Source organism: Serratia marcescens (genome assembly GCF_001902635.1).
Classification (GTDB): domain Bacteria; phylum Pseudomonadota; class Gammaproteobacteria; order Enterobacterales; family Enterobacteriaceae; genus Serratia; species Serratia marcescens_F.
Genome location: NZ_MJAO01000014.1, coordinates 1 through 20,477, shown reverse-complemented (window position 1 = coordinate 20,477; position 20,477 = coordinate 1). Strand labels below are relative to the sequence as shown.

Annotated in this window: 20 protein-coding genes; 10 read left to right on the top strand and 10 right to left on the bottom strand. The window is 59.5% G+C overall.

Annotated features, from left to right (window positions below; all coding sequences use genetic code 11):
* Positions 1-74: 74 nt before the first annotated feature.
* The 6 genes from dapA (at position 75) to ypfH (ending at position 6,858) form a co-directional block, all read left to right on the top strand.
* A complete protein-coding gene (gene dapA / locus BHU62_RS14925; RefSeq protein WP_073532701.1) occupies positions 75-956 on the top strand; it encodes a 4-hydroxy-tetrahydrodipicolinate synthase in 882 nt (293 codons plus the stop codon).
* Positions 957-972: 16 nt separating this feature from the next.
* Positions 973-2,025, top strand: coding sequence for an outer membrane protein assembly factor BamC (gene bamC / locus BHU62_RS14920; RefSeq protein ID WP_073532700.1), 1,053 nt, complete (start codon positions 973-975; stop codon positions 2,023-2,025).
* A gap of 170 nt (positions 2,026-2,195) precedes the next feature.
* Complete coding sequence (gene purC / locus BHU62_RS14915; protein ID WP_073532699.1) at positions 2,196-2,909, top strand: phosphoribosylaminoimidazolesuccinocarboxamide synthase; 714 nt, start codon at positions 2,196-2,198, stop codon at positions 2,907-2,909.
* A 203-nt stretch (positions 2,910-3,112) separates the two neighbouring features.
* Entirely contained in the window at positions 3,113-3,979 is an 867-nt protein-coding gene (locus BHU62_RS14910; RefSeq protein WP_073532698.1) for a neutral zinc metallopeptidase, read from the top strand.
* 56 nt (positions 3,980-4,035) lie between these two features.
* Positions 4,036-6,048 carry a tRNA(Met) cytidine acetyltransferase TmcA gene (locus BHU62_RS14905; RefSeq protein WP_073532697.1) on the top strand — a complete coding sequence of 671 codons (2,013 nt, stop codon included), beginning with the start codon at positions 4,036-4,038 and terminating at the stop codon, positions 6,046-6,048.
* A gap of 120 nt (positions 6,049-6,168) precedes the next feature.
* Positions 6,169-6,858, top strand: coding sequence for an esterase (gene ypfH, locus BHU62_RS14900; RefSeq protein ID WP_073532696.1), 690 nt, complete (start codon positions 6,169-6,171; stop codon positions 6,856-6,858).
* Positions 6,859-6,888: 30 nt separating this feature from the next.
* On the opposite strand, the gene BHU62_RS14895 is transcribed toward ypfH, so the two are convergent.
* From BHU62_RS14895 to BHU62_RS14875, 5 genes are all read right to left on the bottom strand, one after another.
* Entirely contained in the window at positions 6,889-7,074 is a 186-nt protein-coding gene (locus tag BHU62_RS14895) for a YpfN family protein (RefSeq protein WP_004941720.1), read from the bottom strand.
* Between the two features lie 2 nt (positions 7,075-7,076).
* Complete coding sequence (locus BHU62_RS14890; RefSeq protein ID WP_073532695.1) at positions 7,077-7,751, bottom strand: M15 family metallopeptidase; 675 nt, start codon at positions 7,749-7,751, stop codon at positions 7,077-7,079.
* The gene (gene dapE / locus BHU62_RS14885; RefSeq protein WP_073532694.1) at positions 7,748-8,875 is read right to left on the bottom strand and encodes a succinyl-diaminopimelate desuccinylase; all 1,128 of its coding nucleotides are present in this window, start codon (positions 8,873-8,875) and stop codon (positions 7,748-7,750) included. Before dapE ends, BHU62_RS14890 begins: the two co-directional genes overlap by 4 nt.
* Positions 8,872-9,258 (bottom strand): ArsC family reductase, encoded by a 387-nt coding sequence (locus BHU62_RS14880; protein ID WP_073532693.1) that lies wholly within the window; start codon positions 9,256-9,258, stop codon positions 8,872-8,874. Before BHU62_RS14880 ends, dapE begins: the two co-directional genes overlap by 4 nt.
* A 256-nt stretch (positions 9,259-9,514) precedes the next feature.
* Complete coding sequence (locus tag BHU62_RS14875) at positions 9,515-10,054, bottom strand: helix-turn-helix transcriptional regulator (RefSeq protein WP_073532692.1); 540 nt, start codon at positions 10,052-10,054, stop codon at positions 9,515-9,517.
* A gap of 530 nt (positions 10,055-10,584) precedes the next feature.
* Between BHU62_RS14875 and BHU62_RS14870 the strand changes: the two genes are divergently transcribed.
* Positions 10,585-11,010, top strand: a complete 426-nt coding sequence (locus BHU62_RS14870; protein ID WP_073532691.1) for a GNAT family N-acetyltransferase — start codon at positions 10,585-10,587, stop codon at positions 11,008-11,010.
* 7 nt (positions 11,011-11,017) lie between these two features.
* Here BHU62_RS14870 and BHU62_RS14865 read toward each other — a convergent pair whose 3' ends face one another.
* Positions 11,018-11,449, bottom strand: coding sequence for a GNAT family N-acetyltransferase (locus BHU62_RS14865; RefSeq protein WP_073532690.1), 432 nt, complete (start codon positions 11,447-11,449; stop codon positions 11,018-11,020).
* 315 nt (positions 11,450-11,764) lie between these two features.
* On the opposite strand from BHU62_RS14865, the gene ypfM reads away from it, so the two are divergent.
* The gene (gene ypfM / locus BHU62_RS25525) at positions 11,765-11,824 is read left to right on the top strand and encodes a protein YpfM (RefSeq protein WP_100396732.1); all 60 of its coding nucleotides are present in this window, start codon (positions 11,765-11,767) and stop codon (positions 11,822-11,824) included.
* Positions 11,825-11,951: 127 nt separating this feature from the next.
* Here ypfM and acrD read toward each other — a convergent pair whose 3' ends face one another.
* Positions 11,952-15,089, bottom strand: coding sequence for a multidrug efflux RND transporter permease AcrD (gene acrD, locus BHU62_RS14860; RefSeq protein WP_073532689.1), 3,138 nt, complete (start codon positions 15,087-15,089; stop codon positions 11,952-11,954).
* Positions 15,090-15,380: 291 nt separating this feature from the next.
* Between acrD and BHU62_RS14855 the strand changes: the two genes are divergently transcribed.
* The gene (locus BHU62_RS14855) at positions 15,381-15,659 is read left to right on the top strand and encodes a winged helix-turn-helix domain-containing protein (protein WP_004941750.1); all 279 of its coding nucleotides are present in this window, start codon (positions 15,381-15,383) and stop codon (positions 15,657-15,659) included.
* Between the two features lie 32 nt (positions 15,660-15,691).
* Here the strand turns inward: BHU62_RS14855 and BHU62_RS14850 are convergent, their stop codons facing one another.
* Positions 15,692-16,324 carry a response regulator gene (locus BHU62_RS14850; protein WP_073532688.1) on the bottom strand — a complete coding sequence of 211 codons (633 nt, stop codon included), beginning with the start codon at positions 16,322-16,324 and terminating at the stop codon, positions 15,692-15,694.
* A gap of 161 nt (positions 16,325-16,485) precedes the next feature.
* Positions 16,486-18,156 (bottom strand): nitrate/nitrite two-component system sensor histidine kinase NarQ, encoded by a 1,671-nt coding sequence (gene narQ, locus BHU62_RS14845; protein ID WP_073532687.1) that lies wholly within the window; start codon positions 18,154-18,156, stop codon positions 16,486-16,488.
* Between the two features lie 380 nt (positions 18,157-18,536).
* Here narQ and nudK point away from each other — a divergent pair, with 380 nt between their 5' ends.
* Positions 18,537-19,112 carry a GDP-mannose pyrophosphatase NudK gene (gene nudK, locus BHU62_RS14840; RefSeq protein ID WP_073532686.1) on the top strand — a complete coding sequence of 192 codons (576 nt, stop codon included), beginning with the start codon at positions 18,537-18,539 and terminating at the stop codon, positions 19,110-19,112.
* 50 nt (positions 19,113-19,162) lie between these two features.
* Here the strand turns inward: nudK and BHU62_RS14835 are convergent.
* On the bottom strand, positions 19,163-20,477 hold a 1,315-nt coding region (locus BHU62_RS14835; protein WP_073532685.1), incomplete at its 5' end, for a transketolase family protein.

Here is a 20,477-nt window from a genome sequence, read left to right as displayed (position 1 = left end):
AACGCGGTTGTGCGCTTGCTTTTGGATAGGCAGCAAAAGTACCATGAGTGACTTGTTTGTGGAGGGGACGGCCAATGTTTACGGGAAGTATTGTTGCACTGGTTACGCCGATGGACGACAAAGGTGCTGTCGATCGCGCGAGCCTAAAAAAATTGATCGATTATCATGTGGCCAGTGGCACCGCGGCGATCGTTTCCGTAGGGACCACCGGCGAGTCCGCAACGCTTGCCCATGACGAGCATGTTGACGTGGTGCTGCAGACGCTGGAGCTGGCCGCCGGCCGCATTCCGGTGATCGCCGGCACCGGCGCCAACGCCACCGCCGAAGCCATCGCGCTCACCACCCGCTTCGCCAATACCGGCGTAGCGGGCTGTCTGACGGTGACGCCGTACTACAATAAGCCGACGCAGGAAGGGCTGTATCAGCACTTCAAGGCGATCGCCGAGAGCACAGAACTGCCGCAGATCCTGTACAACGTGCCTTCGCGCACCGGCTGCGACATGCTGCCGCCGACCATCGCGCGGCTGGCGAAAATCAAGAATATTGTTGCTGTAAAAGAAGCGACGGGGAACTTAAGTCGCGTTAGTCAGATCCAAGTGCTGGTTGACGATGAAGACTTCATTTTGCTGAGCGGCGACGACGCCAGCGGGCTGGACTTCATGCAACTGGGCGGCAAAGGGGTGATTTCCGTGACGGCCAACGTGGCCGCGCGCGAGATGGCGGAACTTTGTGCGCTGGCGGCGCAGGGCAAATTTGCCGAAGCGCGCCGCTTAAATCAGCGCTTGATGCCGTTGCATCAGGATCTATTTGTAGAAGCAAACCCAATTCCGGTGAAGTGGGCCTGTAAGGCGTTGGGATTGATGGCGACCGACACGCTGCGTCTGCCGATGACGCCGTTGAGCGAAGCCGCCCGCCCGGTGGTGGAGCGCGCGCTGAAAAGCGTCGGTTTGCTGTAACTCTAAGGGAAATTTGATGGCTTATTCATTGCAAAAGTCGACGGTAGCAAAAGTAGTGGGCATCTCATTGGTGATGATGCTGGCGGCCTGTAGCAGCGATCAGCGCTACAAGCGCCAGGTCAGCGGCGACGAGGCTTACCTCGACGCGGCACCGCTCAAGGCGCTGAACGCGCCGGCCGGCATGATCCTGCCGGTGCAGAACGGCAACTATGACGTTCCCGCCACCACGCTGAAAGGCAACGTTGGCAAGCAACTGGACATTCGTCCGCCGGTGCAGCCGTTGGCGCTGCTGAGCGGTTCACGCGCGCAATACGCCGGCGACAGCGGCACGCTGCTGCTGGAAAACAGCCCGCAGAACCAGAACCTGTGGTCGCGCGTTGTCAGCCTGCTGCAGGCGAAGAACATCGCGATCGCTTCACGTCAGGACGCCGGTCAGACCCTGACCACCGACTGGGTGAAGTGGAACCGCCTGGACGAAGACAACCAGTACGAAGGCCGTTATCAGATCAGCGTGCAGCAGCAGGGTTATCAACAGGCGCTGGTGGTGAAAAGCGTTGGCCTGCAGCAGCAGGGCAAAACCGAGCAGGTGACCGATCAGTCTGAGATTCAGCGCTACAACGGCATGATGATCAACACCCTGATCGAAGGCCTGGACAAGCAGGACAACCTGGCGAGCAGCCAGACGTCCAGCCGCTTTGGTGCGTTGGACGTGCAGAGCGGCGCCGATGATACCGGCCTGCCGATGCTGGTGGTGCGCGGTCCGTACACCGTGGTGTGGGATCGCCTGCCGGCGGCGCTCGAAAAACTGGGGATGAAAGTGGGTGACCGCAGCCGTCCGCAGGGCACCGTCGCCGTGACCTACAAATCCCTGAGCAGCAGCGACTGGGACGCATTGGGTGCCAAGGATCCTGAACTGACGGAAGGCGATTACAAGCTGCAGGTCGGCGATCTCAACAACCGCACCAGCCTGCAATTTATCGATCCGAAAGGCAAACCGCTGACCCAGTCGAAAAACGACGCTCTGGTGGCGGCATTCCAGTCTGCTTTCAGTAAAACCAGCGTTAAATAACCAAAAAGGGGCTTCGGCCCCTTTTTGTTTTGTCTATACGGTATCGTTTGCGTCGCAGGTTTGGCACAATAGTGCCCGGCACGCCAAAGAATTCATTAGGTCAATTCTATACCCCCTAATTTCGGGCCGCGCTCGGGAGACAACGGGGATACATCACTGGAGTAAGTAAGATGCAAAAGCTAGCTGAGCTGTATCGCGGAAAGGCAAAAACCGTTTACACCACCGAGAATCCCGATCTGTTGGTGTTGGAGTTCCGCAACGATACGTCAGCACTGGATGGTCAGCGCATTGAGCAGTTCGATCGCAAAGGCATGGTGAACAACAAGTTCAACCATTTCATCATGAGCAAACTGGAAGAAGCCGGCATCCCGACCCAGATGGAGCGCCTGCTGTCCGACAACGAAGTGCTGGTGAAGAAGCTGGACATGGTGCCGGTGGAGTGCGTGATCCGCAACCGTGCCGCCGGTTCGCTGGTGAAACGTCTGGGCATTGAAGAAGGCCTGATGCTGAACCCGCCGTTGTTTGATCTGTTCCTGAAGAACGACGCCATGCACGATCCGATGGTCAACGAATCCTACTGTGAAACCTTCGGCTGGGTGAGCAAGGAACATCTGGCACGCATGCGTGAGCTGAGCTACCGCGCCAACGACGTATTGACCAAACTGTTCGACGACGCCGGCCTGATTCTGGTCGACTTTAAGCTGGAGTTCGGCCTGTTCAAGGGCGAAGTGGTGTTGGGCGATGAATTCTCGCCGGACGGCAGCCGTCTGTGGGACAAAAATACCCTGGACAAGATGGATAAAGACCGCTTCCGTCAAAGCCTGGGCGGCCTGATCGAAGCCTACGAAGAAGTGGCGCGCCGCATCGGCGTGAAGCTCGACTAAGCGTTTGCACCGCCATTCGGGGCGATCCGGCCGGATCGTCCCGCTATTCTGCGTTTTTCCAGAAAATTTCTACATTTCCTCCGCGGCAGACCATTTATAATGATGGATGCGAGATGACTAAAACCTATCCCACTCATGCTTGACGCTGCCTTTGCGATCGCGGCGCAATTTCAATGAGCAGGGGAAAAATCTGGAGTGTATTTATGCGTTGGCAAGGGCGTCGGGAAAGTGACAATGTTGAGGATCGTCGCGGGCAGTCTTCAGGTTTGGGCGGCGGCGGCGGTTTCCGCGTGCCGGTGGGTGGCAAGGGCGGCATCGTCATTCTGGTGGTGGTGCTGGTCGCCGGCTATTACGGCATCGATTTGTCGCCGCTGCTGAACGGCGGCAACATTGCGCCTCAGGGCCAGCAGCAGAGCGCCAATATCAGTCCGAAAGACGATGAACTGGCCAAGTTTACCTCGGTGGTGCTGGCATCGACCGAGGATAACTGGAAAGAGATTTTCCAGCGTATGGGCAAAACCTATCAACCGCCGAAGCTGGTGATGTATCGCGGCGTCACGCGCACCAGCTGCGGCACCGGTCAGGCGGCGATGGGGCCGTTCTACTGCCCGGGCGACAGAACGGTGTATATCGATCTGTCTTTCTACCAGGACATGAAAACCAAGCTGGGTGCTGGCGGTGATTTCGCTCAGGCCTATGTGGTGGCGCATGAAGTCGGTCACCATGTGCAGAACCTGTTGGGTATCGAACCCAAGGTGCGTCAGATGCAGCAGGGCGCCAGCCAGGCGGAAGTGAACCGTTTGTCGGTGAAGATGGAGCTGCAGGCGGACTGTTTCGCCGGCGTATGGGGCAAATACGCCGAGAAGCAGCAGATGTTGGAAGAGGGAGACCTGCAGGCGGCGCTGAACGCCGCACAGGCGATTGGCGACGATCGGTTGCAGCAGCAGAGCCAGGGCCGCGTCGTGCCGGACAGCTTCACCCACGGCACTTCGCAGCAGCGCTATACCTGGTTTAAACAGGGCTTTGACAGCGGCGATCCCAATACCTGCAACACCTTCGCATCCCGTTAACGTCCCAAGTGCCGGAGCCTGACTCCGGCATTTTTTTCAGACCGAGATACAGCCTTATGTTACAGGCATCGCAACAACTCATGCGGCGGCAGGGCATCCGGCGCCTGCTGGTGCTCAGCGGTGAACCCGACTGGTGCCGGGAGCAGGCGCAGCGGCTGGCGGCGACGCTGCCGGGCGACTGGCCGTGGGTGGGAGAAAACCCGCCGCCCGGTCAGACGGCCCTGGCGAGCGGCGCTGTGCGCCAATTGCTGGGGCAGGAACGGTTGCACGCAGTGTTTGACGCCGGCCAGTCGCTGGATGTGGAAGCGTTGGCGGCGCTATGTGGCGCGTTGCGCGCCGGCAGCTGGCTGCTGCTGTTGACGCCGCCTTGGCGGCAATGGGCCCAGCAACCGGACGGCGACAGTTTGCGCTGGAGCGATTGCCCGCAGCCGATCACCACCCCGCATTTTATCCAGCATCTGCAGCATCATCTGGCCGACGACAGCGAAGTGACGCTTTGGCGACAGGATGAACCTCTGACGCTGGCCGCGCTGCCGGCGCGCGAGGGCTGGCGGCCACCCGATGGCCGGCCGACCGCTGAACAACAGGCAATCTTGACGGCGTTGCTGCAGGCTGAATCCGGCGTGTGGGTGCTGACCGCCGCCCGTGGCCGCGGTAAGTCAACGCTGGCCGGTATGCTGGTGGCGCAGTCGCCGCTGACCTGTTGGATCACCGGGCCGAGCCGCGCCGCCACGGCAGTGGCCGGTGAGTGGGCGCAGGGGCGCGCGCAGTTTTGGGCCCCCGACGCCTTGCTGGCGCAGTGTCGGGAAGGAAACGTCAGCGACGTGGGCTGGCTGCTGGTGGACGAGGCGGCGGCGATCCCCACGCCGCTGTTGCAACAGCTGGTCGGCTATTTCCCTCGCGTCTTATTGACCACCACGGTGCAGGGGTATGAAGGCACCGGCCGCGGTTTCCTGCTGAAGTTTTGCGCCGGGCTGCCGTCATACCGGGCGCTGAGCCTGCAACAGCCGATGCGCTGGGCGCAGGGCGATGCGCTGGAACGGGTGACGGATAATGCGTTGTTATTCAACGAGCTGCCCGCTTGGCCGGCGGACGGTCAGACGATTGACTACAGCTTGGCCGGGCAGCGTGAGCTGTGCGCCGATCCGCAGCGGCTGGCACGCTTCTACGCCTTACTGAGCAGCGCGCATTACCGCACGTCGCCGCTGGATCTGCGCAGGCTGATGGATGCGCCCGGCATGCATTTCGGGCTGGCGCAGGCTGAACAGGAGGTGGTGGGAGCGCTGTGGCTGGTGGACGAAGGCGGTTTGAGCGCTGAACTGGCGCACGACGTGTGGGCCGGCCGCCGTCGGCCACGCGGCAATCTGGTGGCGCAGTCGTTGGCGGCGCATGGCGGCCAATGGTGGGCGCCGACGCTGCATTCACGACGCATTACCCGCATCGCGACGCTGCCGGCGTTGCGGCGGCGAGGCATCGCGCATCAGCTGGTCGAGCAGCAGCGCCGCCAGGCGCACGGATTGGACTTCCTGTCGGTCAGCTTCGGCTATACCGAGCCGCTGTGGCGCTTTTGGCAATCCTGCGGTTTTGAACTGGTGCGCATCGGCAGTAAGCCGGAGGCCAGCAGCGGCTGCTACACCGCGATGGCGATCCTGCCGCTAAGCGAGCAGGGAGAGGCGCTGAGGCATGCGGCACACAAACATTTGGCGCGCGATTGGCCCTGGCTGCGTCAGCGCATCGAACTTGCGCTGACGCTCCCCGGCGACGACGGCGACACGCCGCTCGGCGAAGAGGACTGGCGCGAACTGGCCGGGTTCGCCTTCGCCCATCGGCCGTTGGAGGCCAGCCTGGGGGCATTGCAGCGTTTGCTGTTGGCCAGCGATCTGCCGCTGCCCGCACTGCGCGGCCATCTGCAACAGCAGCAATCCCCGGCGGACTGTGCGGCGCTGGTGGGCGTCAGCGGCCAGAAAGCCTTGCTGCGCCACTGGCGACACGAAACGGCACAGGCGCTGGAACAGCTGAATGCGCAGCACTGCCGCTACTGGCACGACTGGTCACAATCATTGCAATAAATTGAATAACTCGCTCAATAAAACCCGATTTTCCCGATTTCTCAACGGCGTATAGTCACTGTCAGCGGTGTGGCGTCAACTGTCGCTGCGCCAGGTTTGGTTACTATTAAGGAGTCATCGATGAAACATGAGCATTTCGTTGTCCAAAGCCCGGCGACCCCGGCGGCGCAGCTGATCTTGCTGTTTCACGGTGTCGGCGACAACCCGGTGGCGATGGGGGAGATCGGCAGCTATTTCGCCAAAGATTTTCCGCAGGCGCAGGTAGTGAGCATCGGTGGCCCCGAAGCTTTCGGCAACGGGGCCGGGCGTCAGTGGTTTTCGGTGCAGGACGTGACCGAGGAGAACCGCGCGGCGCGCATCAAGGAAGTGATGCCGCAGTTTGTGGCCACGGTGCGCCATTGGCAACAGCTGAGTGGCGTGGGCTATGCCGGCACCGCACTGGTGGGGTTCTCGCAGGGCGCGATCATGGCGCTGGAAGCGTTGAAAGCGGAAACCCGGTTGGCCGGGCGCGTGGTGGCATTCAGCGGGCGTTTCGCCCAACTGCCTGAGCAGGCTTTTGGCGATAGCGTGGTGCATTTGATCCACGGTGAAGAGGACGCGGTGATCGCGGTGCAACACGCTCACGCGGCGGCGGAGGCGTTGCGCGGCAACGGCACCGATTTCACGCTGGACGTGGAGGAAAACGTGGGGCATGCGATCAATCAGGACATGATGAACGCCGCGCTGGAAAGGCTGCATTACTATGTGCCGCAGCGCTACTGGGACGAGGCATTGTCCGGCAAACGCGGCGAGTTGATCGCCTTCCGTTAAAAACGCAGGGCGCCGGTGAGCGCCCTGAGGTCATTTCTTCTTCGGCCAGTCGTCTTCGTCGTCCCACTGGGCGTTATTGTCGCGGTGCGGCGGTATCTCCGGTTTGTTGGCCAGATAGCTTTTAACGTCGACGCGGCGCAGTTCCTTGATGCCGCTGACGACCATTCCCACCAGAACCAGCAGGATAATCCACCAGTAATCAGCTAACCATTGCATAGCTACTCCTTTCCTTCACTGCGTATAAAACGCGAAAAAATCGATGGCAGATGGCGTTCGAGCCATTCGGCACCGGCGACCTCCTTGTCTTGCCAAGCCGCCAGCAGCAGTGCCGGGGTCAGCAAATGTTCGGCCTCTTGCGCCAGCGGGCGGTAGCTCAGATGCCACGGCTCCACCGCCACGCCGCCGCAATCTTCGGTAAAGGGGCGGTAGAAGCCGAATTCGGCCATATGCGCCGTCAGCCACTGGTTGAGCGGCGCAAAATAACCGCCTTCCTCATATTCCCACGGCTCCAGCTGCAGCTTTTGCCCTTCCGGCAGCAACGACGGATCGTACACGTCCAGATCGCTGCCCCAGTGGTGGCGGCTGGCGCCCGGCAGTGCCGACCAGCGAAGGATCGCTTCGCAGCGCTCGGCGGCGGACAGCGGCGCGACGTCGATCGGCTGGCTGTCCTTATCTAATACTGGCCGCTGACCGCAGAATTTGCCATTCCAGATCGCCAGCTGCCGGTCGAAATCGCGGAAGGTGCTGGCGGGCTGGAGATCGAAACCCGCACTGTGCGCCGCCTGCTGCATAGCCAGAAAGGCGTTGACCGCTTCCGGTTGCAGCCGATGACTGCCGCTCAGCGGCGCCAGATGTTCGGTCGAGCGGCCGGTGAGCATCTCTGCGTTGATCATGCGACCAATTGCTCCATGATGCGTTGATACATGCGGCTCAGCAGCTGCAGATCCGCGGCGTTGACACATTCGTTGACCTTGTGGATGGTGGCGTTGACCGGCCCCAGTTCCACCACCTGCGCGCCCATCTGCGCGATGAAGCGGCCGTCGGAGGTGCCGCCGGTGGTCAGCAACTGCGGCGTCAATTCAGAATAGTGTTCGACGGCGTTGACCACCGCCTCCACCAGCGCACCGCGCGAGGTGAGGAACGGTTGACCGGACAGACGCCATTCGATGCTGTAATTCAGCTGGTGGCGTTCCAACAGCTCTTCCACGCGCTGTTTGATCATCGCATCGGTCAACTCGGTGCTGAAGCGGAAGTTGAACTGTACATAGAGATCGCCCGGGATCACGTTGTTGCTGCCGGTGCCGGCCTGCACGTTGGCGATCTGCATGCTGGTTGGCGGGAAGAACTCGTTGCCGCGATCCCATTCGATCGCCACCAGTTCATTCAGCGCCGGCATGGCGCGGTGCACCGGGTTGTCCGCCAGGTGCGGATAGGCGACGTGCCCCTGCACGCCGTGGATGTGCAGGTTAGCGGTGATCGAGCCGCGACGGCCGTTTTTCACCACGTCACCGACACGCTCGGTGCTGGACGGTTCGCCGACCAGGCAGTAATCCAGCCGTTCGTTGCGCGCCATCAGCGCTTCGACCACTTTAACCGTGCCGTGGGTGGCGCTGGCCTCTTCATCCGAGGTGATCAGAAAAGCCAGACGGCCCTGATGATTCGGGTTAGCGGCGACAAAGCGCTCCGCCGCCACCACCATTGCGGCCAGCGAACCTTTCATGTCCGCCGCGCCGCGGCCATACAACATGCCGTCGCGGATGGTGGGTTCAAACGGCGGGTTATCCCAGCGCTTTTCATCACCGGTCGGCACCACGTCGGTATGCCCGGCAAACGCCAGCGTTTGCCCTTCGCCGCGCCAGGCCCAGAAGTTCTGGGTGTCTTCGATGTCCATCGTCTCGATGGTGAAACCGATCGCCTGCAGACGCTCGATCATCAGTTGCTGGCAACCTTCGTCACTTGGGCTGAGGGAAGGGCGTTTGATCAGCTGTTGGGCCAGTTCGATAACCGGGCAAGTCATGCGGCGACCTCGGTGATAAATTGCTGGTAAGCGTCGGCGTTGAAACCGAGCAGGGCATGCCCGTTGCTGTCGTCCAGCAACGGGCGTTTGATGATCGCCGGCTGCGCCAGCATCAGTGCGATCGCGGCGTCGGCGTTGTCGCAGGCGTTGCGCTGCGCTTCATCGAGTTTGCGCCAGGTGGTGCCGCGAGTATTGAGCAACGGCTCCCAACCCAACTGAGCGACGAAGCCGCGCAGCTGCTGTTCATCCAATCCGTCGGCGCGGTAGTCGTGAAAATGGTAGGCCACGCCCTGATCTTCCAGCCAGCGGCGGGCTTTTTTGATGGTGTCGCAGTTTTTGATGCCGTACATCGTCAGCGTTGTTTGTTGTGGTTTGTTTGCCATGGCGTAAAGCTACCTGTCTCGTCGAGTCGATACTGAGCGGCGGGCGCTGTCTTCGGCCCTCTCGCCGCCCGGCGATAGCAGAGATAATGCCAGTAAAACGGCGGCGAGATCCAGACAACGATGCGCCCGAGATGCGATTGGCTGCCAGGCGACAGACGTTGGCCGAATTGATGACGGGATGCCTTCGCCGGCGGCGCTGTCGAAACGGGGCCGGCGAAAGCGTGCAGCCGCGGCTGCAGATCTGAGGACGGGGGAACTACTCTTTATTTACTCTTATGTTTAAACGGTCGGTCAAACAGCGCACGCGGGTAATATGCAATAACGGTTTTATCCTGCTGGCGCCGAGTTTTTTCATTATTCGCGATTTGTAATGATTGGCGGTTTTGCTTTGGATATTCATGGCATTGCTGATGTCGGTCAGCGATTTTCCCGTCGACCACTCCGAGAGGAAAAGCGACTCGCGCTGGGAGAGTTGCGGCGGCTCGGTATAATGGCTGTAACGCTTATATAGGTCGCCGATCAGGTGGCTGAAGCGGCTTAATGATATAAGATTTGATAATATAATTGTCTTTCTGTCGACAATAACCATTTCATGCAGGCAGTCGGTGATAATGACTATTTTGTAGGTGTTGGGGTTGGCGTATTCATCGCGGTAGCGCGCTTCAAAATTGGCGATGGTGACATCGATAAAGCAGATCCTTTTGCGGCTAAAGCCGGACGGCACGCGTGTTTGATTGATGAGCTGTCTGATGCCTATAGCGGTATAGGTACACTCGCTGAAAATACCAATTTCCATTTTATTATAATCCTTTATTTTCTATTTCCCGGTGAGAATTGATATCTTAAAGCATAAAAAAGAAACAATCTAAATAATTTCATGTCGAACTTGTCTTGCTCCACAGGCAAAGAACGCTACCCGGGGGCTGCAAGGAAAGAGGAAATCATATACTAGCATGATTTATAAAGAGTAAGTCTGTTCTTTTATCCGGCTTCTTAAACAAAGTCTGCTTAATCGAATAGAAAACCTCTATTGATTGTCTGGTTATTAAAAGACATTTACATAGCATAAACCTATCGTAAGGTGACATTGTATAGTTTTTACCTATTTTTAGCGGGTGAGGTTTATCTTAATGAATTAATAACTAAGATATTTCTTGTTTTCTTTCTAGGGGGGTGGCTTTATTTTAATCTGCTGCAAGGCAGGCTCTGAAGTAATGCGGTAATTTGAGTCAAGATTGACGTAAAGATAAATCCAAACAAAGAAAATGCGATGTTTTGAGCTACGTTCAGAGCGCAAATGTGGGTGACCTATTACGGAGAGATAACGTGAAAGAATGTCATATCGAAATTTCCGATCGGGTAACATCGGAAATAACGTCCTGTATCGCCGATGGATTGGATCGTTTCAACGATGAATATATCGGCTACGGTGATCGTCAGCCACTGGCGGTGGTGGTGAAAGATCCCGACAGCGGTGAGGTTCTGGGGGGCATTACCGGGCGTTCCTCATTGGGATTGCTGTTTCTCGATCTGTTTTATCTGCCGGAAGCAATGCGCGGCGCCGGGCTGGGCAGCGAACTGTTGCGCCGCTTCGAAGAAGAAGGGCGCAGGCGCGGTTGCCTCTCTGCGGTGCTGTACACCATCAGTTTCCAGGCACCGGCCTTCTATCAGCGGCATGGCTGGCAGCGTATGGGGGAAGTGCCTTGCTTACCGCCGGGCACTAGCCGCGTCTTTATGAGCAAAACCTTATGATGCGCGATTAACGCACGTAGCCTCCCTGTTGCAGACGCTGCAGTGAGGCACCGTCCGCATACACCATGCCGGTGGTTAAATCGTGAAAGCCGTACTTTTTATAGAAAGCCAGTTTTTCCGGGACTGAGTAGATGAAAATCTTGCCGAGCGGTGCCAGGTCTTGCATTACCCGATCCATCAACCGGCGCCCCAATCCTTGCCCCTGGAAGCGCGGATCGATCGCCACGTCGGCCAGGTAGGCGACCGAGGTCAGATCGCTAATGGCGTGCGCGGTCGCTACCAGCTCATCGCCGATAAATCCCCAATAGCAAAACTGGCTGTGTTGGTAAACGCGTTGCAAGGTTTGCGGCTCGCGTTTGCCCAGCCCGGCAGCCTCCAGCAATTCGCACAGCCGCTGCCAGTCGATGGTGCGGCGGCTCAGATCGGTGATAATTTCCATACTTTTCCTCTAGCCCATGCGATCGCGATCGGCGGCATAGTGCCGAATGGCGCGCTGACAGCGACCGCGCTTTCAATTGTGAGAGAGTTGAGAAGGCATGGTGTGAGTGCTCTCAGCGTATTTTTATACCTTTTACACGCTACCGTGGAGAAATTGATATCACAAGGGAATAGCTGCACTGAACATTGATCAGATAAATACGAAAATGTGCGCTAACCCCGGTTTCCGGGCCCGGCATCGTTCCCGTTTCCCTTCACATGGTCAAAAAACAGGCGTAGAATCCGCTTCGTCAAATAATTGAGGTTGTAAAGTATTATGGTTGATCGTGAATTAGGAAACTGGAAAGACTTCATTGATGAGATGTTGGGCAACTGACACAGCATTGGAGCTGATGGCAAGGTTGAGTCATTGGAAAGTCATTGAAACACCTTGGGAACGGCATCATCGTTCGAAATAAAGCAGCATCGGTTAGCCCGATGCTGCTTTTTTTATGCGCCGCCGATCACTTGTCGGCGGGGGCCGCGTTGGCTGACGGATGCGGTTTTCCCGGGAAGCGGCGCCGCACCAACACGAAGAACAGCGGCACGAAGAAAATAGCCAGCAGGGTGGCGGAGATCATGCCGCCCATCACCCCGGTGCCGACCGCATGCTGGCTGCCGGAACCGGCACCGCTGCTGGTGGCCATCGGCAGCACGCCGAAGATGAACGCCAGCGAGGTCATCAAGATCGGCCGCAGACGCATGCGTGACGCGTCGAGCGTCGCCGACATCAGATCCTGCCCTTTATGGTTCAACTCATTGGCGAACTCGACGATCAGAATGGCGTTTTTCGCCGACAACCCGATGATGGTCAACAGGCCAACCTGGAAATAGACGTCGTTCTCCAGGCCGCGCAGCCAGGTGGCGGCGACGGCGCCGATCACCCCGAGCGGCACCACCAGCATGACTGAGAACGGAATCGACCAGCTCTCATACAGCGCGGCCAGGCACAGGAACACCACCAGCAGTGAAATGGCGTACAGCGCCGGCGCCTGTGAGCCGGACAGCCGCTCCTGATAGGACATCGCCGTCCATTCCAGGCCAAAGCCGGTCGGCAGTTGGCTGACCAGTTTTTCCATTTCCGCCATGGCGGTGCCGCTGCTGACGCCGTTGGCCGCTTCGCCGACGATCTCCAGCGCCGAGCTGCCGTTATAGCGTTCCAGCCGCGGCGAGCCGTACTCCCAGTGCGAGCTGGCGAAGGCCGAGAACGGCACCATGCCGCCCGCGCTGTTGCGCACGTACCATTTGTTGATGTCATCCGGCAACATGCGGAACGGCGCGGCGGCCTGCACGTAGACTTTTTTCACCCGGCCGCGGTCGACGAAGTCGTTGACGTAGGTCGAGCCCCAGGCGGTGGAGAGGGTATTGTTGATGTCGTCGATCGACACGCCCAGCGCTTGCGCCTTGCGTTGATCGATATCGATTTGCAGCTGCGGGCTGTCGTCCAGACCGTTGTGGCGCACGCGCGACAGCAGTGGATTTTGCGCCGCCAGCTGCAGCAACTGATCGCGCGCCGCCATCAGCTTGGCGTGGCCGAGCCCGGCGTGATCTTCCAACTCCATATCGAAGCCGGACGAGTTGCCGAGGCCGGTGATCGCCGGCGGGCTGCTGGCGATCACCCGGGCTTCGTTAATCTTGCTGAACGCCTGGGTCGCGCGATCGATGATGTCGAACGAGCTGTTGGCGCCGGCGGTGCGCAGATCCCAGTCTTTCAGGCGGACGAACAGGCGCGCCACGTTTTGGCCATTGCCGCCCGGGCCGGAGCCGATGATGGCGAACACCGATACCACATCCTGTTTTTCCTCGGTCAGGAAGTACTGCTCGACCTTTTCCACCACTGTAGAGGTTTGCTGCAGGGTCGATCCCGCCGGCAGCTGTACCTGTACGGTGAAGATGCCGCGGTCTTCCTGCGGCAGGAAGGAGGTCGGCAGCTTGATGAACAGCAGCGCCATGCCGCCGAGCAACAGCAGATAAATCACCATATAGCGGCCGCTGGCGTGCAGGATGCGCCCCACGCCGCGCTCATAGCGAGCGGCGTTGCGGCTGAACATACGGTTGAACCAGCCGAAGAAACCGCGCTTGCCGTGGTGATGCCCCTTGGCGATCGGTTTGAGCAGCGTGGCGCACAGGGCCGGGGTCAGGATCATCGCCACCAGCACCGACAGCACCATGGCGGAGACGATAGTGATGGAGAACTGGCGATAGATGGCACCGGTGGTACCGCCGAAGAATGCCATCGGCACGAACACCGCCGACAACACCATGGCAATACCGACCAGCGCGCTCTGGATCTGCCCCATGGATTTGCGCGTGGCTTCACGTGGCGGTAACCCTTCCTCGCTCATCACGCGTTCGACGTTTTCCACCACCACGATGGCGTCGTCCACCAGCAGGCCGATCGCCAGCACCATGGCGAACATGGTGAGGGTGTTGATGCTGAAGCCGCAGGCGGAAAGGATGGCGAAGGTGCCCATCAGCACCACCGGCACGGCGATGGTGGGGATCAGCGTGGCGCGGAAGTTTTGCAAGAACAGGTACATCACCAGGAACACCAGCAGAATGGCTTCCAGCAGCGTTTTCACCACGTCCTTGATCGACGCTTTAACGAACGGGGTAGTTTCATAGGCCACTTTGGCCTCCAGCCCGTGCGGGAAGTATTGCGACAGTTCGGCGATTTTGTCCTTCACCAGTTGGTCGGTCTGCAGTTCGTTGGCGCCGGAAGCCAGCTTAATGTTCATGCCTGCGGCCTGCATGCCGTTGTAGCGGCTGAGGTAGTTGTAGTTCTCGCCGCCCAGTTCGACGGTGGCGACGTTGCCCAGCGTCACCAGCGACCCGTCCTGATTGACCCGCAGGGTGATCTGGCGGAACTGCTCCGGCGTTTGGAGCTGCGACTGGGCGTTGATGGTGGCGTTCAGCGCCTGTTTATCCACCGATGGCGTGCCGCCCAGTTGGCCGACCGCCACCTGGGCGTTCTGCGACTGAATGGCCTTGACCACGTCCTGGGTAGTGAGTTGGTAACTGTTGAGCTTGTTGGGATCGAGCCAGATGCGCATGGCGTATTGCGAGCCATACACATCCATGCTGCCGACGCCGTTGATGCGGCTGAGCGGATCCTGCAGGTTGGAGACGATGTAATCGGCGATGTCCTGTTTATCCATGCTGTTGTCGGTGGAGACGAACGCCACCATCATCAGCGTGGTATCGCCGGATTTCGAGACTGTAACCCCCTGATTTTGCACCGCCTGCGGCAGGCGTTTGATCGCCGCCTGCAGCTGGTTTTGCACCTGCTGCATCGCTTCGTTGGGATCGGTGCCGGCTTCGAACGTCAGCGTCACGGTCGCCTGACCGGTGTTGGTGCTCTGCGACGACATATACATCATGTTGTCGAGGCCGGTCATATTCTGTTCGATGATTTGAGTAACGGTATTTTCCAGCGTTTGCGCCGAAGCGCCTGGATAAGTTGCGCTAATGCGCACGTTCGGCGGTGCCAAATTCGGGTATTGTTCTACCGGCAGTGAAAAAATCGCCAACGCTCCGGTCAGGCAAAGAATAATTGCCAGTACCCAGGCGAAAATCGGGCGATCAATAAAAAAATTGGCCATGCAGCGCGAACCTCGTTATGACTTGTTCTATCTTTAAAACGCATCAGAATTATGCATTTCAGCGGCAGGGAAGGATCCCGGCGCTATTGCACTTTACTCGGGATAGCCGAGGAAAGCGTGGAGAAAAAAAGGAGATAGTGTAAATAACGGTAGCGGAAAACGGCGTTGGCGCACTGGCGTCGGTAAATGCACGCTATTAAGACATTTTTATTACTATCAAAGGCCTTGCGCGTCTCTTCGCCGCGGGGAACCGGACAGTAAACTGGACTCACCTTACAGCAGGAGCTTGGCATGGGAATTAACCCGGTATTTGCCCGTCGGCTTTATTTGTGTTGGCTAATCAGTCACAGTGAACGGCCCAATGTGCCGCGGTTGATGGCGTTGACCGGTTGGCCGCGCCGCACGTTACAGGATGTGCTGAAGGCGCTGCCCGGCATGGGCGTCGAGCTGCAGTTCGTGCAGCAAGGCGTGCGCAACAACGACGGTTTCTATCAGTTGGAAAGCTGGGGGCCGTTCAACAAGAGCTGGGTGCACCAGCATCATCAGGCGCTGCTCAGCGCCATCGAGTAAGCTGCCCCGGCGCATCGGCCGGGGCGGGGCGATTATTGACTTTTGTGCTCCAGGTACATCACCGTCGCCGCCACGCGAGAACGCACGTCCAGCTTGCGCAGTATGTTGCGGATGTGCACCTTCACGGTTTCCTCAGAGATATGCAGCTGCGCCGCCACCTGTTTGTTGGACAGGCCACGCGCCACCTCTTGCAAGACGTCCAGCTCGCGCTCGGTCAAGGCGGCGAAGGGATCGCGCTGTTCGCTGCGTGCCAGCAGATAGTCGGCCATGGCGTCGCTGATCACGTTCTGCCCTTCGGCGGCGGCGCTGATGTGTTCCAGCAGCTGCTCCGGCTCGCTGTCTTTCAGCAGGTAGCCGTCGGCGCCGGCGTCGATCAGCGCATACAGATCGCTGCGCGCGTCGGAAACCGTCAGCACGATGATGCGCGCATCCACGCTTTCGTCGCGCAGGGCTCGCAGCGTATCCAGCCCGGACATGCCCTTCATGTTCAGATCCAGCAAAATCACGTCAGGGGCGTGTTGCAGCGCCAGCGCAACCGCTTCGCTGCCGTTGCCGGCCTCTGCCACCACGCTAAATCGCGCATCCAGTCCCAGCAGTTGCTTGATGCCGCGCCGCATCAACGGATGATCGTCAACGATCATGACTCGGTATTGCTTCATCACCATGAAATATGCTCCCTGTAGCAAGTAAAGCCACTCAAACGCGCCCTGGGGCGTGCTTCACAGTGGGACTGTCTCTTCAAAAATAGCGGCAATCTGCACCGCAAACCTCCCCCGGCGGTCTTCCGCCCGGGGACAACCGTAACGCAGGGTGAACAGCAGAGAGGTCAGGGCGGGAATGTCAGGCAGACCGCCGTGCCGCCGGCGCTTCTGCGCTGGATGCACAGCGTTCCTCCCAATCGCGCCGCGCGTTCGCTCATGATGGTCAAGCCATAGTGCCCTTCCGGTTCTTCCAGACTGGCGATGCCGCAGCCGTCGTCGGTAATGCTGAAAACGTTGTCGCCTGCGGCGTTGACCTCGCAACAGACCGCGATCTCGTTCGCGCCGGCGTGCTTGACGGCATTGAGCACCGCCTCGCGCACGATCTGCAGCGCGTGCACCTGCTGCTGGGCGTTGAGCGCCTGTGAGGAAAGCCGACAGTGTAACTGAATCCGCGCGGCGGTTAGAGCCTTTAATGGCTGCAACAGCTGCTCCAGCGCGGCGTTCAGATCCGCCTCCTGAATATTGAGGCGGAAGGTGGCCAGCAATTCTCTCAGCTGGCGATAGGCGTCGGCCAGCGTGCGATCGAAGTCGTCGATAATCGTTTGTGCCGCCGGATCGTCGGCGGCGCGCCTGAGCAGCGTAAGCTGGATGCGCAGGAACGACAGTGCCTGCGCCAACGAATCGTGCAGCTCGCGGGCGATGGTCGCGCGCTCTTCCATCAACAGCAAATATTGGTGCTGTTTTTGCGCCCGGTTGAAGTAAACCCCGCGGCCCAGCATGTTGGCCAGGCTCTGCATCAGGTGCGGATGCGGCGGGTGCGCCTCGGGCTGCCAGCGCAACTCGCCCAGCGGTTTGTCGCCCTGGGTAATTGGCAGCGCGCTCCAGGGTTGCGTCGGCGCCGCTTCCCCCTCACTCAGTTGCCACCGGTTATCCGCCACGCTTAGCTGGATGCAGCGCAGCCGTTCGCTTTGGCGCACGATGCGCAGAATATTTTCGAACGCCTGCGGGTCGATCTGGCGCACGCTCAGCGCCTGCGAGCAGCGATACAGCACCTCCAGCGTTTCGTTGGCCTGCTGCAGGCGCCGGGTTTTTTCCTGCACTTTCAGCTCCAGCGATTGATAGAGCCGGGCCAGTTCGTCCGACATGGCGCTGAAGGTTTGTGACAGCACGCCGAGCTCGTTCGGCAGCGCCACGTCCAGCTGCGGATGGCTGAAGTTGCGTTGCTGCACACGCTGGCTGGCGTCGACCAGATGCTGCAGCGGCGCGACCACCTGGCGGCGCATAAAGCGGATGCAGAACAGTACCAGACCGATGATGGCGGCGTAACCCAGTACGCTGATGGCGGCCACCAGAGTGAGTTTCAGCTCGGAATAGCGCTGCAGGGCGGAAACGAAATGATCGACGCGATTGACATAGCCGGCGACCTCAGCCCGGTAGGCGGCCGCTTGCCCGCTGCGGATCTGCTGCTCCATCGTTTGCCACGTCTGTTGCAGCGCCAGATAGTGGTTTCGCACCTCGGACGGCACGTAAAAGCGCGCCAGTTTTTGCAGCACCGGCGCCTGCAACGATTGCCGGTACTGTTGCAGATGCAGCTCCAGCTCTGCGCTCTGCTGGTCGAGATCGAACGCCAAGCGATAGCTTTGCATGCGCAGCGAACCGGCGATATTGATCGCTTCGGCGTCGTTCTGGCTGCCGGCGACGGTGGTCAACGCCAACCCGGTGGCGAGCACCGACAATATCACGATGCCGAACAGCGCTCTGGCCAGGCTGCCGGTCACGGAACGTTTAACAAGCAATCACGGATCCTTTTCTCTCAGGCGATGCGCTTCGCCAGTTTCATTCGAAAGCAAAACTATAACTTTTGCAACTAAAATGCACCGCGATTTGTATCAAGTTGTCAACAAAATGGGAACAATTGTCGTTGTGTAATCAAATAAATAGCGAAATGCCCGCCGATTGTTGCGGTGCGCGTCGGTTTGCCCTGACGATTTGTCTTTCCGGCGGCGATTCTCACTGGGTTTTATGCGATGTCATGCGCCTGTCCGCGACTTCTTTTTCACTTTTTAAGCCCGTGTTAGCCGGGAGGGTACCGGTGCGATTTTTGTTGCAAATCGTCTGCTGCGGCGCGGCGTAATCGCGGTATGATCTTCACGTTGCAACTCAAGGGAAAAGGGTCATGTCGTCGAAAATTGAGAATGTGAAAAAAGAACTGCTGTCGGACAACTGGTATGTGCTGCATAAGTACACGTTCGATCTGAAACGCAAGAACGGCGGCTCGGTGCAACAGATGCGCGAGGTTTACGATCGCGGCAACGGCGCCACTATTTTGCTGTACAACCGCGCCAAGGGCACGGTGGTGCTGACCAACCAGTTCCGCATGCCGACGTATGTCAACGGCAACGAGAGCGGCATGCTGCTGGAGGCCTGCGCCGGCTTGTTGGACGCCGATTCACCGGAGCAGTGCGCGCGCCGTGAGGCGGTGGAGGAGACCGGTTTTCAGGTGGGAGAGGTCAAGAAGATCTTCGAAGCTTATATGTCGCCGGGCGGCGTGACCGAGATCGTGTACTTCTTTATCGCCGAATACCACGACGATGAGCGTCATGCGGCCGGAGGAGGCATCGAAGATGAAGATATCGAAGTGATCGAGCTGCCGTTCAGCGAAGCGGTGGCGATGATCGCCGATGGCCGTATTAAAGACGGCAAGACCATCATGCTGTTGCAGTATTTACAGGTTCATCGGGTGATGGAGTAAAAAAAGCCGGTCATGATGACCGGCTTTTTTATCGGCTTGCGCCAGGCTGCTTACTTCAGCAGCGCCTGCGCCTTGGCCACCACGTTGTCCACGGTGAAGCCGAACTCGGCGAACAGCTGCTCCGCCGGCGCCGACTCACCGAAGGTGGTCATGCCCACGATGGCGCCGTTCAGGCCCACGTACTTGTACCAGTAGTCCGCGATACCCGCTTCCACCGCCACGCGCGCCGTCACCGCCGCCGGCAGCACCGACTCGCGGTACGCCGCATCTTGCTTGTCGAACGCATCGGTCGACGGCATCGACACCACGCGCACCTTGCGGCCCGCCGTGGTCAGTTTGTCCGCCGCGTCCACCGTGATGCCCACTTCGGAGCCGGTGGCAATCAGGATGACCTCCGGCGTGCCCGCGCAGTCTTTCAGCACGTAGCCGCCGCGGTACACGTTCGCCAGCTGCTCTGCGGTGCGCGGCTGCTGCGTCAGGTTCTGGCGCGAGAACACCAGCGTGGTCGGGCCGTCGTTGCGCTCGATGCCGTACTGCCATGCCACCGCCGATTCCACCTGGTCGCACGGGCGCCAGGTGCTCATGTTCGGGGTCACGCGCAGGCTCGCCAGCTGCTCCACCGGCTGGTGGGTCGGGCCGTCTTCGCCCAGACCGATGGAGTCGTGGGTGTAGACGAACACGTTGCGCAGCTTCATCAGCGCCGCCATGCGTACCGCGTTGCGGGCGTATTCCACGAACATCAGGAAGGTCGCCGAGTACGGCAGGAAGCCGCCGTGCAGCGCGATGCCGTTGGTGATGGCGGTCATGCCGAACTCGCGCACGCCGTAATGAATGTAGTTGCCCGCCGGGTCAACGTTCAGCGCTTTCGAGCCGGACCACATCGTCAGGTTGCTCGGCGCCAGGTCGGCGGAGCCGCCCAGGAACTCCGGCAGCACCTTGCCGAACGCTTCCAGCGCGTTCTGCGATGCCTTGCGGCTGGCGATGTTGGCCGGGTTGGCCTGCAGTTTTTCCACGAACGCTTTGGCGTCGGCTTTCCAGTCGGCCGGCAGCTCGCCGTTCATGCGGCGCTTGAACTCGGCAGCCTGCTCCGGGAAGGCCTTGGCGTAGGCGGCGAACTTGTCGTTCCAGGCCGCTTCTTTGGCCTGGCCGGCTTCTTTGGCGTCCCACTGGGCGTAGATGTCCTGCGGGATTTCAAAGGCGGCGTATTTCCAGCCCAGCGCTTCGCGGGTGGCGGCTACTTCGGCAGCGCCCAGCGCGGCACCGTGCACGTCGTGGGTGCCGGCCTTGTTCGGCGAACCGAAGCCGATAACGGTCTTGCACATCAGCAGCGACGGCTTGTCGGTCACCTTGCGGGCGGCTTCAATT

What these genes read in the sequence shown, in the direction of transcription:
- BHU62_RS14850 (WP_073532688.1), bottom strand. Translation starts at nt 16,324, where the DNA reads ATGGTGATGAAGCAATACCGAGTCATGATCGTTGACGATCATCCGTTG.
- BHU62_RS14865 (WP_073532690.1), bottom strand. Translation starts at nt 11,449, where the DNA reads ATGGAAATTATCACCGATCTGAGCCGCCGCACCATCGACTGGCAGCGG.
- BHU62_RS14905 (WP_073532697.1), top strand. Translation starts at nt 4,036, where the DNA reads ATGTTACAGGCATCGCAACAACTCATGCGGCGGCAGGGCATCCGGCGC.
- BHU62_RS14890 (WP_073532695.1), bottom strand. Translation starts at nt 7,751, where the DNA reads ATGATCAACGCAGAGATGCTCACCGGCCGCTCGACCGAACATCTGGCG.
- BHU62_RS14855 (WP_004941750.1), top strand. Translation starts at nt 15,381, where the DNA reads ATGGGAATTAACCCGGTATTTGCCCGTCGGCTTTATTTGTGTTGGCTA.
- acrD (WP_073532689.1), bottom strand. Translation starts at nt 15,089, where the DNA reads ATGGCCAATTTTTTTATTGATCGCCCGATTTTCGCCTGGGTACTGGCA.
- nudK (WP_073532686.1), top strand. Translation starts at nt 18,537, where the DNA reads ATGTCGTCGAAAATTGAGAATGTGAAAAAAGAACTGCTGTCGGACAAC.
- BHU62_RS14880 (WP_073532693.1), bottom strand. Translation starts at nt 9,258, where the DNA reads ATGGCAAACAAACCACAACAAACAACGCTGACGATGTACGGCATCAAA.
- bamC (WP_073532700.1), top strand. Translation starts at nt 973, where the DNA reads ATGGCTTATTCATTGCAAAAGTCGACGGTAGCAAAAGTAGTGGGCATC.
- BHU62_RS14875 (WP_073532692.1), bottom strand. Translation starts at nt 10,054, where the DNA reads ATGGAAATTGGTATTTTCAGCGAGTGTACCTATACCGCTATAGGCATC.
- dapE (WP_073532694.1), bottom strand. Translation starts at nt 8,875, where the DNA reads ATGACTTGCCCGGTTATCGAACTGGCCCAACAGCTGATCAAACGCCCT.
- ypfH (WP_073532696.1), top strand. Translation starts at nt 6,169, where the DNA reads ATGAAACATGAGCATTTCGTTGTCCAAAGCCCGGCGACCCCGGCGGCG.
- purC (WP_073532699.1), top strand. Translation starts at nt 2,196, where the DNA reads ATGCAAAAGCTAGCTGAGCTGTATCGCGGAAAGGCAAAAACCGTTTAC.
- dapA (WP_073532701.1), top strand. Translation starts at nt 75, where the DNA reads ATGTTTACGGGAAGTATTGTTGCACTGGTTACGCCGATGGACGACAAA.
- BHU62_RS14895 (WP_004941720.1), bottom strand. Translation starts at nt 7,074, where the DNA reads ATGCAATGGTTAGCTGATTACTGGTGGATTATCCTGCTGGTTCTGGTG.
- BHU62_RS14910 (WP_073532698.1), top strand. Translation starts at nt 3,113, where the DNA reads ATGCGTTGGCAAGGGCGTCGGGAAAGTGACAATGTTGAGGATCGTCGC.